Raw genomic sequence first — 13,227 nt, forward strand, 5'->3', positions numbered from 1 at the left:
TGACCGATCACAATCAAGCGAAGTTGCCTAAAAAATGGGGGTGAGCATCCGCTTGCCCTCGTCTTCGCCACAAAGAATGTTATCCTTGCCCCTCGGAATACAAGCAGCTCGCCGTTCCGGGAATGGCGTTTGACGTGGCCAGAGCCGGGAGAACGGATTGATGACCACAACCGGAGAGGACAGGACAGGCAGAAAGCGCCCGACCGGCGCATTCGCGCAACGGCCGGACCTTGCCCGTCTGGTTGCCGCCAAGCGCTTCTTCGCGAAAATCGTGCTGCTCTGCGAGAAAATCGCACCGAAAACCCTGTGGCCGCTCTCCATCGCCGCCGTATTTCTGGCGCTCGCCTGGTTCGGCCTTTACCGGCACATGCCGGATTTCCTGCGGCTTGGCATCGTTTTTGTGCTGGTTTTCAGTTTTATCGCCACGCTTCTGCCGATCCTCAGGCTGAAATGGCCGACGGATAATGATGCGTCGCGCCTCCTCGAGGATCGGAACGGTCTCGCCCACCAGCCAGTCGGCGTGCAGGAAGACGAACCTGCCTTTGACACACCATTTTCCCGCACACTCTGGAAAGAACACCAGATTCGCATGGCGGAGCGCATCGCCGCGCTCAATGCCGGCCTGCCGAAACCCGATATCGCCCGTTATGACCGGCTGGCGCTGCGCGCCATTCCGGCACTGCTTCTGGTCACTGCTTTCGGTTTTTCCTATTCCAACGGCGCGGGCACCGTTGCCGATGCTTTCCGCAGCCGGCCGGTCGTCGGTCCGCTCAATCCGGATATTCGTCTCGATGCCTGGGTCACGCCGCCCGCTTATACCGGCCGCGCACCGATTTTCCTGACCGGGCGTGACGCAACCAACCGCGACGCGGTTTCCGTGCCGCAATCCTCCAAGCTGACGATCCGCATGACCGGCGGCGATGGCGGCGAGGAGGTGACCTTCGAACCGGAAATGGCAGGCGCATTGCAGAAGCTTGCACCGGAAGCGGCGCGCGCCGACAGTGCAAGCGGCGAGGTCGCCGTTCAGGCGCCGGTGCGTTCGGCGGATCAGCCCGTCGCGCCGCGCACCTTCGCCATGGATGTCACCGAAAGCGGCATGATTACCGCCAATGGCGAGCAATGGGTCTTCAACGTCATTCCCGACCAGCCGCCCAGCATCGCCTTCGACAACATGCCGCGCCGGGCCGTCAACGGCGCGCTGGAAGTGGGCTTCACGGCCAAAGACGATTACGGCCTGAAGGAAGCCCATGCGATCATCGAGCCGCTTGGCGTAGCGGAAGGCGCAACCGCACTTTACCCGGCGCCGGAATTCAAGCTCGATCTGCCGCGGCAGAACAATCGCGAAATCAAGGGCCTGACCAGCCGCAACCTGACCGAACATCCGATGGCGGGCAAGCGCGTGCGCATCACGCTGGTGGCGACCGACGGCGCCGGCCAGACCGGCCGCAGCCCCGCGCATGAAATGGTGCTGCCGGGCCGTAACTTCTCCGAACCGCTGGCGGCCTCCATCGCCGAACAGCGGCAGATTTTCTCACTGGACACGCGCCAGATGCCGAAGGCCATCGCCTATAACGAGGCGGTAGGCCTGCGCCCGGAAGAGACCATTCCCAACACCACGCATTATCTCCTGCTGCAATCGGCGCAGACCCGCATGCGGCTCGCCTATAATGAGGAGATGCTGAAGGATACGGCTGATTACCTCTGGGAAATCGCGCTCGGCATCGAGGATGGCGACCTTTCGCAGGCCGAAAAGCGCCTGCGCGATGCACAGACGGCGCTTTCGGAAGCGTTGCAGCGAAATGCCTCCGACGAGGAGGTCGCCAAGCTGATGCAGGAACTGCGGGAAGCGATGCAACAATTCATGAACGAGCTTGCGCAGCGCATGCAGAACGCGCCGCAAGCCAACATGAACCAGCAGGCGCAGAACGTGCTGCGCCAGCGCGATCTGGAAAACATGATGAACCAGATCGAGAACCTCGCCCGCTCCGGCAACCGCGACGCGGCGCAGGAAATGCTCTCGCAGCTGCAGCGCATGATGAACAATCTGCAGGCAGGCAGGCCGCAGCGTCAGGGCCAGCAGGGGCAGCAGCAGAGCAGCAAGATGCGCCAGCAGATCGACAAGCTGGGCGAAATCCTGCAGCAGCAGCAGAAGCTGATGGACGAGACTTTCAAGCTCGATCAGGCGCTGCGCGACCGCATGCAGCGCGGCGACCCGCAGCAGGGCGGCGAAAGCGAAGACGACCACCAGATGGGCGAGAACGGCCAGCCGCCGCAACAGGGACAGCAGGGCGAACAGGGCGAAAATGGCCAGCAGGGTGGGCAGCAACAGTCTGACCAGATGACTGCGGAACAATTGCGCGAAGCGCTGAAAAACCTGCGGGCCCAGCAGGATGCACTCGGCAAGCAACTCGGCGAATTGCAGCAGGGTCTTCGTGATCTCGGCATGGAACCGGGCGAAAACTTCGGCAAGGCGCAGCAGGAAATGCAGGGCGCCGGTGAAGCACTGGGCAAGGGTCAGGGCGAACAGGCTGTCGAAGGCCAGGGCAATGCGCTGAACGCGCTGCGACAGGGCGCGCAGGACATGATGGGCCAGATCATGCAGGCCATGCGCCAGCAGGGTCAGCAGCCCGGGCAAGGTCAGGAAGGCATGGCCGGACAGGGCGGCCAGAACGGTCGCGACCCGCTCGGCCGTCCGCGCAGCACCACCGGCCCGGATTTCGGCGATCAGGTGAAGGTGCCTGACGAGATCGACGTTCAGCGTGCCCGCGAAATCCTCGAGGCTATCCGTGAAAAGCTCGGCAACAACCCGCCGGGGGAAATCGAGCGGCGTTATCTGGAGCGGTTGCTGGATATCAAGTGAGGCGCATGCCCGGTTCACTCAGTGCGCTCCAGTACAGCCAGTTTTAAAGGGTAAAGTTTCTCGGTCATGCCGGACTTGATCCGGCATCCAGAGACGCGCGTCTGCGCGGCGAGACGACTCTTTTCAGCCCAAGTCCTTGGGCTGGCTGGATCCCGGCTCAAGGCCGGGATGACGGAAGTGGAAGCGGAAAGACCATCGGGTAAGTCTGGTCAACAAAAAGGCGGCCCGACGGCCGCCCTTTTTAAATTTCTATGACCTTCGCTCAGGCCGCGAGCGCACGGGCGACAGCCTTGCGGATATCGGGAAGCGCGAAGGGTTTGGAAACCACATCGACAATCTTTTCGGCCAGATCGTCGGCGCGTTCGCGCTGTTCGGCATAACCGGTCATCAACAAAATGCGCATGGCCGGGAAGCTTTCGGCGGCGCGGTGCGCCAGCTCGATGCCATCCATGACCGGCATGCGGATATCCGAAAGAAGAAGATCGAAACTGGTTTCCTGGAGCTTCTCCAGCCCCTGCTCGCCGTCTGCCGCCTCATGGGTCTCGTGACCGTCGAGACGCAGGGCGCGGGCGACAAAAGCCCGCAATGCATCCTCATCTTCGGTAATCAGAATCTTCGCCATCAATCATTGCTCCTGGGCATCATTTCCAGCCGTGAGCAACATCGCAGGCTCCTCTTTTCAAGAGGTAAACACCCAGGCTTTGGCTGGGTGAATGGTTAATGAGGCGTCTCCGCCCTGTGCCGTTCCGGCACGGGAGAAGTAGTCAGGCGTCGCCGGTCACGACGCCGACGAAAGGCAGTTCGCGGAAGGCATAGGCCACGTCCATGCCGTAACCCACGACGAAATAATCTGGACATTCGAAACCGACATAATCGGCCTCCAGATCTTCCTTGCGCTTCACCTTCTTGTCGAGCAGCACGGCGATGGTGACGTGGCGCGCGCCGCGCTCATAGAGCAGTTCCTTGGCGAAACGCAGCGTGCGGCCGGATTCCAGAATATCGTCGATCAGGAGCACATCGCGATCCTTCACATCGCTGTCGATATCCTTGACGATCCTGACGCCTTGCGAAACCGTGCCGGTGCCATAGCTCGACAGCGTGATGAATTCGACTTCGGGCGCAAGGCCGCTGTCATGCAGCGCGCGGATAAGATCGGCCGCGAAAATGAACGATCCCTTGAGCACGGCAATGACCAGCAAATCCTTGGTCGGGCCGCTGGCAATGTGCTTGGCCATGTCGCGATTGCGCTCGGCGATCTGCTCGGCGGTATAAAGCGGCTCGATATTTTTTCCACGGACGACGGGCATTCTTACTCCTGTGCTGCGCCTTGCCGATTTTACCTTTCAGTAAAAATAGAAGACAGGCGTTAGCACAGTCAGCGTTCGGACGCACCCGCCTCGACGAAGGAAAGCTTGATCTCTGGCGTTTTTCCACCGGGATGGCGCAGTTTTGCCGAAAAACCGTGGCTGAAACCGGGCTGCATCTCTTTCACCGGCGGCTCGATGACCATGCTGGCCACCAGCTGCCCCTTGGCGGCGAAGAGATCGGCGCGAAGGGCCGGCACCTCTTCCAGATTACCGCCATTGTTTTCCACGATGCCGTTGATGAGCAGAATATCCATGCCCCCCGCTTCCTGCGGGGTCACGGTGACATGGGAAATGGCGAGCGGGCTGACCGGGGCCGCGGCCGCCGTCTTTTCCGGCACCACGACCGAGAGACCACCCGAGCACACGAAGACAAAAATAGCGAGGCCGGCCACCAGCGCCGAATAGGCATCCGCCGAAAGGCGCGATAATCTGCGATCCACCCAGCCGATGAAGGCGAGGCCCAGCATGGGGAGGGTAACGGGCGGTTTTACCGCCTGCCGGCGCGCTGCGCCACGATTGTCATTTCCAGGCTGGCGCGCACGGTTTTCCTTGATGGTGACAAATTCAGCGTCTACCACGTCGCGGTCGGGATTTGCTGCCCGCGCCGCACGGCGCACCGGCGTTTCCGGCATCAGGAGATCAAAATCGAATGCCGCTTGCCGGCGAGATGAACGGAACATAGCCATAGAATTCCCCGGTCAGGTTTTCCGGCCCGCAAAACTGGGCATTGCAACGAATCCTGCCAAGTTTTAAATTTAATTGGTTAATGCTTCGCAAAAACGGCTCGCACAGGTCACCGGATCCGGGTTAACCCACGATACCGAACCCAACGCGCCAGCGGCTTGCGAACCACCACGAAACGAAGAGACTGGAAGTCCGTTGATCCATTTCGAAAATGTCGGGTTGCGTTACGGCATGGGACCCGAGATCCTGAGGGACATGACCTTCGACATTCCCAAGGGGTCATTCCAGTTTCTGACCGGCCCATCGGGCGCGGGCAAGACGACGCTTCTGCGCCTGCTTTTGATGTCGCTGCAGCCGACGCGCGGCAATATCCGCATGTTCAACCGCGATGTATCACGCATCCCGCGTAGCGAGCTGCCGATGCTGCGCCGCCGTGTCGGCATCGTGTTTCAGGATTTCCGACTGCTCGATCATCTGACGACCTATGAGAATGTCGCCCTGCCGCTGCGTGTGCGCGGCAAGGAAGAGAGCGCCTATCGCAACGACGTGATAGAGCTTCTGAAATGGGTCGGGCTCGGCGAGCGTATCAATGTGCTGCCGGCCATTCTTTCCGGCGGGGAAAAGCAGCGCGCCGCCATTGCCCGCGCGCTGATGGACCAGCCGGAAATATTGCTGGCCGACGAACCGACCGGCAACGTCGATCCGCCCATGGCCAAACGCCTGCTCAACCTCTTCCTGGAGCTCAACCGGCTGGGCACGGCCGTCGTCATTGCCACCCATGATTTTGGCCTGATGGACCAGATCGATGCGCGCCGGATGATCCTCACCGAAGGGCGGCTCGATATCTATGAATGAGATCAACCGCAAACAGCTGAAACCGGAAGCCGCGCAGCCGAAGCGCCCGCCCATGCGCATCCGCCCCATGGCGCCCATCCTGCCGCCCTCCAACATTCAGGGCAATGCGCTGATGGTGGTGATCGCCATCATGGCCTTCCTTGCCTGTCTGACGCTCGGCGCCGTCTCCATGGTGCGCGCCACCGCCGCCACCTGGCAAAGCCAGATTTCCCGCGAGATCACCATTCAGATCAAGCCTGAGGACGGGCTGGACATGAATGCGGCGCTGAACAAGGCGCGTAATCTGGCGCTCACCTTTGTCGGCACGCGGGATGGCACGATCCTCGACGATGCGGCGACATCGCGCCTGCTGGAACCATGGCTCGGCAGCGGTCTCGACCTTTCCGAACTTCCCATTCCGCGTCTCGTCGTCATCACCATCGATGAAAGCAATCCGCCCGATTTCCAGGCCATGCGGGATATGTTGAAAGCGGAAATCCCGCAGGCATTTCTCGACGATCACCGCACCTGGGTCGACAGGCTGGTCTCCATGGCCAGAACTACAGTCATGATCGGCGTCGGCGTCCTCATCCTCGTTTTCACGGCCATGGTGCTGACGGTGGTGTTCGCCACGCGCGGCGCGCTTTCCGGCAACCGGCATATTGTCGAGGTGCTGCATTTCGTCGGTGCCGAAAGCAGCTTCGTGGCGCGCGAATTCCAGAAGCACTTCCTGAAGATCAGCCTCAAGGGGGCAGCGGCAGGCAGCGCACTGGCAGCCGCCGTGTTCCTGGTCGCCGGCTTCTGGCAATCGAGCACGGTCGCCACACCGCAAAGCGATCAGGCAAGCGCGCTTTTTGGCTCGTTTTCGGTCGGACTCGGCGGTTATCTCGGCATCGCCATGACGATGATCATCATCGCGCTTCTCACCACCATCACGGCGCGCATGACCGTTATCCGCACCATCGATGATATTGACCGCGTCCGCTCCGATCCATCGAAAAGTGACGGCCTCGCGTCGTGAGGATACCACCGGACTCCTGCGGTAAAACTGAAACGTCACAGGCCGGATGTAACCTGCAGACGGTGGACAAAAATGCCTGTTCCTTGCCTTAATCGGCGAGTATTCAGGAGGAATGTTTGTGAGTCGGATGGACCAGGATCAGACGACGGCGCGGCCGGCCAGAAAGGGCCTGTTGTCGCGGCGTGGTCCTTTGCGCCGTTTTATTCGCGGCTTCATCCTGCTCTGCGTCGTTCTTCTTGGTGTTTTTTCAGGCGGCTTCCTGTGGTTTGCCGATTCCGTCGCCTCCATGCGCCCGCCGGAAGGGGCGAGAGGCGACGCCATCATTGTGCTCACCGGCGGCTATCAGCGTATCGAACAGGCGGTCGGCCTGCTCAGGGACGGCGTGGGCAAGCGGCTTTTGATATCAGGCGTCAACCCCGCCACCACCCGCTCGCAGATTCGCAAGATGACTCAAGGGTCATCCGACATGTTCTCCTGCTGTGTGGATATGGGCTACAAGGCCATCGACACGATCGGCAACGCCAATGAGGCGGCAAGCTGGATACGTGACCACAACTATTCCTCCATCGTCGTCGTCACCAATAATTATCATATGCATCGCAGCCTGCATGAATTGCGCAGCGCCAGCCCGCAGACGGAATTCATCGCCTATCCCGTCATCAGCGCCGATCTCGCCCGCACCAACTGGTTCGTGGAGCCGGATGTGGTGAGAACCATGCTCTACGAATATCTGAAGTTCGTGGCTGCGGCCGGGCGCGACCTCACCGGCTTCGGCAAGGGCGACGGGCTGCGCAAGGCAGCCGCCGACCACTCCACCCCGAAGGTGGCGACCGCTTCGCCCTGACCCGCGAGAACACCCTTGCTGCGGCCCCTTGTTTTCGTGTAGGCGTCTGGCATCGGCATCCGGCATCGAGGCGCTCAAAGTTTCGGAACGGCTGCATCCCGGGAAGGCTGTTGATGCTCAAGCTGCGCTCTTTTCTTTTCAATACGCTGTTTTATCTCAACCTGATTGTCCGCATGATTGTGCTGACGCCGATCTATTTCATCCTGCCCCGCAAGATCGCATTCGAAATTCCCAAGAATTGGGCGCGGTCCAACCATTGGCTGATGAAAACCATCGTCGGCACCACCTTCGAGATCGAGGGGCTGGAGAACATTCCCGAGACCGGCTGCATCTTTGCGCCGAAGCACCAGTCCTTCTGGGATACCTATGCGCTGCTACCCAATCTGCCGGACCCCGTTTACATTCTGAAGCGGGAGTTGATGTGGATTCCGCTGTTCGGCTGGTATGTGATGAAACAGCGCATGATACCGGTCAACCGCGCCGCACGCGGCAAGGTGATGCTGAAGGTCATGGAGCGGGCGAAAGAGGAAATGGCCGCCGGCCGCGAACTCATCATCTATCCCGAAGGCACGCGCCGCCCGCCGGGCGCCGAGCCTGAATACCGTTACGGTATCGCCCGGCTTTACCGCGATTTGCAGGTGCCGGTCATTCCCGTTGCCATGCATCCCGGCCTGTTCTGGCCGCGCCGTTCCACGATGCGCTATCCCGGCCATTTCAAGGTGCGTATCCTGCCGGCCATCGAGCCGGGGCTGGACCCCGATGTGTTCTTCAAGCGTCTGATCGATGTGACGGAAAAGGCGAGCGACGAATTGCTGCTGGAAACCGTGCGCAACAATCCCCACCTGCCGCTGCCGCCGACTGCCGTAAAGCGGATCGCTGAACTTCAGGGCAAGGAAACCACGGCCGGCTGAGCGGCGAGCGTGCCGACATTTTTGGCAATGCTTTCCAGCAGTGAGTCGCGAATGCCCATCTCCTGCAGATGCTGCACGGTGTTGAAGACATAATCCGTATTCGGCCCGGACCGGCCCGTTGCCGCCGCGACGATGGTCGCCGATTCGGCAACGCCGAGACCGCCGATATATTGCTCATGCGCGGGGTCGGCCACATAGGTCACGGCGCTGCCGCGCCTGCCATCTGACAGTGCGATGGAAACCATCCGCTCCTTGTAGACATTGGTCACCAGTTCGCGCTCGCGCAGATAGACCATCACGGGGTCGCGGTCTTGTCCGCGCACGCGGAAGGCGACGCCGAGGCAGGAGCCGCCGCGCTCCAGACCGAGAACGAGACCGGGCTTTTCTTCCGTACCTCTATAGAAGTTGGAACTGATGCAGAGCGAGCGCCGATAACCGTGCAGCCGCGCCTGCTGCCTCTCCTCGAAGGCAAAGCCGGGGTTCCACATCAACGAACCGTAGCCAAAGACCCAAAAATCGTCCATATCCCAAGCCAAATCAAAATTCCCTGAAGTCTGTTCATCGGAGATCAATATGGCAGCGTCAAGCCAATCCGGCACGACCAAAAAATTCCTCTGGCTCGCCATCGCCATTGTGGTGGTCATCGGACTTTACACTGCCGGATGGTTTTATGCCGCCGACAGGCTGAAACAGACGGTGCTGAACGTCATTTCTCCTTCGCAGGCCCGCAGCGTCAGCGGGGAATGCGGCGATATCGCCTTCAAGGGTTATCCCTTCCGCATCGGCCTCTTCTGCTCGAAGGTGACGGTGGATGACAGCCAGAACGGCGTTTCCGCTTCCTTCGGCGAACTTCGCTCGGCGGCGCAGGTCTATAATCCCGGCCATATCGTCTGGGAACTCGATTCGCCCGCGGAAATCCGTTCCGCCCACGGCCTGACGATTTCGGCTGCCTGGAAGAACATGCAGTCCAGCATCGTCACCAAACTGAAGGGCATTGACCGCAGCTCGCTCGTCATCGACGGACTGAAGGCGCAGGCGGTTTCCTCGGTCACCGGCCAGACCATCGATTTTGATGCCGTCAAGACGGAAATGCATCTGCGCCAGAACGGGGCCGATCTCGACGGCGCAATCACGCTCACCGATTCGGCGACCGTCATCAAGGACTGGCCGCAGGTTCTTCCCCGCCTCGATGCCATCGTTGATGTCACGCTCGCGGGCAAGGCAGGCATGGTGGATGGCAGCGACAAGTCGGGTCTCTATGGCGCAAGCGGCGAGCTTCGCCGCCTGGTGGCCGATATTGGCGAGGGCCGCACCATGCGCATCAGCGGCCCCTTCTCTTTCGACAATGAGGGCTATCTCTCCGGCCAGTTCAAGCTTGAGATCGAAAAGCTCGGCTCATGGTCTGATAATGCCAAGCAGGCCTTTCCGCAGCTGCAATCCACCATCGATACGGCCCGCAAGCTGCTCGGCGCGCTCGCCGGAGGTGGTGACCGGGCGTCCGTCGATCTCGTGGTGGACCGCGGCCGCGCCACGGTCAGCGGCTTTATCCCGCTTGGAAAGATTCCGCCGATCTGAGGGATTGATTTATACTCGACGTCATCCTCGGGCTTGACCCGAGGATCCATGCGCGTCGGATCGTGGATCCTCGGGTCAAGCCCGAGGATGACGACGGGGAGGCTTTGGCACTTTGCCGGCGGGCGTTATGGGCCGGATCAAATCCCACCACGACTATAAGCGAAATGCGCCTTACTTCTTCTGATCCAGCGCATGACGCCCGAAGTCCGGCGCATCGACATCCTGACCGGCCTGCACGATAGAGCGGCGGATGGCGCGGGTGCGGGAAAACAGTTCGAACAGCTTGTCGCCCTCTCCCCAGCGGATCGCCCTTTGCAGGGAGGCGAGGTCTTCGGAAAACCGCGCCAGCATTTCAAGGATGGCATCCTTGTTGTGCAGGCAGACATCTCGCCACATGGTGGGATCGGAGGCGGCCAGACGGGTGAAGTCACGGAAACCAGAGGCGGAATATTTGATGACTTCCGATTCGGTCACCGTCTCCAGATCATCCGCCGTGCCGACGATATTATAAGCGATGATGTGCGGCAGATGCGAAACGATCGCCAGAACCTTGTCATGGTGTTCGGCATCCATTTCATCGACACGGGAGCCGAGCGCGCGCCAGAAATCCTTGAGCTTTTCCAGCGCCGCCGCATCCGTGCCCGGCAGCGGCGTGAAGATGCACCAGCGGTCGCGGAAGAGACCGGCAAAACCGGCATCCGGGCCGGATTTTTCCGTACCCGCCAGCGGGTGGCCGGGAATGAAATGCACGTTATCAGGCATATGCGGAGCCATCTGCGCGATAACCGAGGCCTTGGTGGAGCCGACATCGGTAACGATAGCTCCCGGTTTCAGATGCGGCGCGATCTGCTGTGCCACGCTTTCCGATGCACCAACAGGCACCGAGACGATGACGAGATCGGCATCCTTGACCGCCTCCGCCCCCGAAACGGTGTAATCCGTGCCGAGCGCCAGTTCTTCCGCCCGTTTCAGCGTCTCTTCGCTGCGCGTGGAAATCGTCACATGGCGGGCAAGACCCAGTTCCCTGATATCGCGGGCAATAGACGAGCCGATCAGGCCGATGCCAATCAGCGCGATGCGTTCAAACATGATCTCAGCCATCACGCCTGCCCCATGAACTCGGTAAGAGCAGCGATGGCGCCGAGATTGGCCTCTTCAGAACCGACGGTCATTCTCAGCGCATTCGGGAAGCCGTAACCGCGCACCGCACGCAGAATATAACCGCGGCGGCTCAGGAACTCGTCGGCATCCGTTGCCCGCTTGCCGTCCTGATCCGGGAAATGGATGAGGATGAAGTTGGTGACGGATGGTGTGACGGTGAGACCAAGGCCGGTAAAGGCCGTGACCAGCTTTTCCATCCACAGCGCGTTATGCGCCACGGCCTTTTCTACGAAGGCCTGATCGCGGATCGCAGCGGCACCGGCAGCAATGGCCGGCGCGCTCATGTTGAATGGGCCGCGCACGCGGTTCAGCGCATCGATGATGGCGGCGGGACCATACATCCAGCCGACGCGCAGGGCGGCGAGACCATAGACCTTCGAGAAGGTGCGGGTCATCACCACGTTGCGGTTGCCGGATACCAGCTCAAGCCCGGCCTCGTAGTCATTCTTGCGAACATATTCGGCGTAAGCCGCATCCAGCACCAGCACGACATGTTTCGGCAGGCTGGCCTGCAGGCGGCGAATTTCCGCAACGGGAACATAGGTGCCGGTGGGGTTGCCGGGATTGGCGACGAAAACCATCTTCGTCTTCGGCGTCACGGCGGCGAGGATCGCATCCACGTCCACCGCGCAGTCCTTTTCCTTCACCGTCACCGGGGTCGCGCCCGCGCCCATGATCTGGATCTTGTAGACGAGGAAACCATGTTCGGTGATGATCGCCTCATCGCCCGCGCCCAGATAGACGTGGCAAAGCATGCCGAGCAGCTCGTCCGAACCGTTGCCGCACATGATATTCGCAATGTTGAGACCGTGCACGTCGGCAATCGCCTGGCGCAGCGCAATCGCCTGTCCGTCCGGATAGATTTCCAGATGGCTGGCCGCGGTGCCGAAGGCCTCTATGGCTTTCGGGCTGGGCCCAAGCGGCGTTTCATTGGAGGAGAGCTTATAAACCTTCGCAACACCGTCCACATGTTCCTTGCCGGGAACATAAGCAGCGATATCCAGAATACCCGGACGCGGAACAGGTTGGCTAAGCTCTGCACTCATTTGATCGACCTTTGGAAAAGCGCCGGGGAACCCGGCAAAAGCAATGCCGGAGGCATTAGACCGGAATGTGCGTTTTGTCGAGGGTTAGCGCGGCTTTCCCTGCTGCACGGCGGCGCGGGTGGTGGGCACCCCCTGCGGCGCCAGAACCGGCACGAAAACCCGGCGCGAGGCGCGCTGCGTGACGGGCAATCCCTGATAGAGGCGTTTTTGCGCTTCCACCACGATGACACCGGAAAATAGCGGCCACAGCCGACGACCGGTATGCTCGAGATAACGACGGAATTTCAGCACCGGCCGGCTTGTGGTCGGCGGGAAGAACAGCGCCTCGGCGGAGGCGCCCGGTGTGAAATTGGTTTCTCGCAAAAGAGCCGTCAGCTGCCCGCGCGAATAGGGCCTTCCGGAACCGAAGGGCGTATGTTCCATGCGCGCCCAGACGCCGCGGCGGTTCGGCACCACGATGACGAGGCGGCCACCCGGCGCCAGCACCCGCCACAGTTCCTTGAGGCTTTCGCGCGGATTTTCGGCAAATTCCAGCGCATGCACCATCAGGACACGGTCTATCGACGAATCAGGCAGCGGCAGTTCCTCATCGAACACCAGCGCGGTGGAAGAAAGCTCGCCCGCCGGCCAGTTCACCGCCCCCTGCCCCGCCGGCATGAAGGCGAAGGTGCGCTCCGTATCGTGGCGGAACCGCTCCAGAAACGGCACGGCATAACCCAGCCCGACCAGACGCTCTTCCGGCAAAGGCGGCCAGAGCGTCGAAAGCGCCATGGTGATCGCCTGCTCGGCCGAACGGCCAAGCGGAGAATGATAGAATTCGCGCAGATCGACGATATCGGTATTCATGGCGAGAATGTAGCATCAGGCGGTTGGACTTCAAGGCGTCTGCCCTTACATTGAAGGTCAGGCGGGCGAATGCGCCGG

13 protein-coding genes are annotated in these 13,227 nt (G+C 60.9%); 6 read left to right on the plus strand and 7 right to left on the minus strand.

What is annotated here, in order from left to right; genetic code table 11:
* Positions 1-160: 160 nt before the first annotated feature.
* On the plus strand, positions 161-2,860 hold the full coding sequence (locus tag QRN60_RS17430; RefSeq protein WP_112295534.1) for a TIGR02302 family protein: 2,700 nt from the start codon (positions 161-163) through the stop codon (positions 2,858-2,860).
* 262 nt (positions 2,861-3,122) lie between these two features.
* Here the strand turns inward: QRN60_RS17430 and QRN60_RS17435 are convergent, their stop codons facing one another.
* From QRN60_RS17435 to QRN60_RS17445, 3 genes are all read right to left on the minus strand, one after another.
* Positions 3,123-3,482, minus strand: a complete 360-nt coding sequence (locus tag QRN60_RS17435; protein ID WP_003509924.1) for a response regulator — start codon at positions 3,480-3,482, stop codon at positions 3,123-3,125.
* 142 nt (positions 3,483-3,624) lie between these two features.
* Positions 3,625-4,167 carry a hypoxanthine phosphoribosyltransferase gene (hpt, locus tag QRN60_RS17440; protein ID WP_003509922.1) on the minus strand — a complete coding sequence of 181 codons (543 nt, stop codon included), beginning with the start codon at positions 4,165-4,167 and terminating at the stop codon, positions 3,625-3,627.
* 68 nt (positions 4,168-4,235) lie between these two features.
* A complete protein-coding gene (locus QRN60_RS17445; protein WP_107677196.1) occupies positions 4,236-4,907 on the minus strand; it encodes a DUF3426 domain-containing protein in 672 nt (223 codons plus the stop codon).
* Positions 4,908-5,106: 199 nt separating this feature from the next.
* On the opposite strand from QRN60_RS17445, the gene ftsE reads away from it, so the two are divergent.
* The 4 genes from ftsE (at position 5,107) to QRN60_RS17465 (ending at position 8,521) form a co-directional block, all read left to right on the plus strand.
* On the plus strand, positions 5,107-5,766 hold the full coding sequence (gene ftsE / locus QRN60_RS17450) for a cell division ATP-binding protein FtsE (RefSeq protein WP_003497447.1): 660 nt from the start codon (positions 5,107-5,109) through the stop codon (positions 5,764-5,766).
* Positions 5,759-6,766, plus strand: coding sequence for a cell division protein FtsX (locus QRN60_RS17455; protein WP_003509918.1), 1,008 nt, complete (start codon positions 5,759-5,761; stop codon positions 6,764-6,766). Before ftsE ends, QRN60_RS17455 begins: the two co-directional genes overlap by 8 nt.
* A gap of 127 nt (positions 6,767-6,893) precedes the next feature.
* Entirely contained in the window at positions 6,894-7,610 is a 717-nt protein-coding gene (locus QRN60_RS17460) for a YdcF family protein (RefSeq protein ID WP_003509916.1), read from the plus strand.
* 113 nt (positions 7,611-7,723) lie between these two features.
* A complete protein-coding gene (locus QRN60_RS17465; protein ID WP_003509902.1) occupies positions 7,724-8,521 on the plus strand; it encodes a lysophospholipid acyltransferase family protein in 798 nt (265 codons plus the stop codon).
* Here QRN60_RS17465 and QRN60_RS17470 read toward each other — a convergent pair.
* Positions 8,494-9,045, minus strand: a complete 552-nt coding sequence (locus QRN60_RS17470) for a gamma-glutamylcyclotransferase (RefSeq protein WP_003509900.1) — start codon at positions 9,043-9,045, stop codon at positions 8,494-8,496. The genes QRN60_RS17465 and QRN60_RS17470 overlap by 28 nt on opposite strands.
* A 49-nt stretch (positions 9,046-9,094) precedes the next feature.
* Between QRN60_RS17470 and QRN60_RS17475 the strand changes: the two genes are divergently transcribed.
* The gene (locus QRN60_RS17475; RefSeq protein WP_080866936.1) at positions 9,095-10,096 is read left to right on the plus strand and encodes a DUF2125 domain-containing protein; all 1,002 of its coding nucleotides are present in this window, start codon (positions 9,095-9,097) and stop codon (positions 10,094-10,096) included.
* A gap of 171 nt (positions 10,097-10,267) precedes the next feature.
* Here the strand turns inward: QRN60_RS17475 and QRN60_RS17480 are convergent, their stop codons facing one another.
* The 3 genes from QRN60_RS17480 to QRN60_RS17490 form a co-directional block, all read right to left on the minus strand.
* A complete protein-coding gene (locus QRN60_RS17480; RefSeq protein ID WP_112295533.1) occupies positions 10,268-11,197 on the minus strand; it encodes a prephenate/arogenate dehydrogenase family protein in 930 nt (309 codons plus the stop codon).
* The gene (gene hisC / locus QRN60_RS17485; protein ID WP_087745932.1) at positions 11,197-12,303 is read right to left on the minus strand and encodes a histidinol-phosphate transaminase; all 1,107 of its coding nucleotides are present in this window, start codon (positions 12,301-12,303) and stop codon (positions 11,197-11,199) included. The genes QRN60_RS17480 and hisC overlap by 1 nt, the downstream gene beginning before the upstream one ends.
* A gap of 84 nt (positions 12,304-12,387) precedes the next feature.
* Entirely contained in the window at positions 12,388-13,149 is a 762-nt protein-coding gene (locus tag QRN60_RS17490) for a class I SAM-dependent methyltransferase (protein ID WP_003509892.1), read from the minus strand.
* Positions 13,150-13,227 lie beyond the last annotated feature (78 nt).

This window comes from Agrobacterium sp. CFBP2214, from assembly GCF_030209895.1.
Lineage (GTDB): Bacteria > Pseudomonadota > Alphaproteobacteria > Rhizobiales > Rhizobiaceae > Agrobacterium > Agrobacterium radiobacter.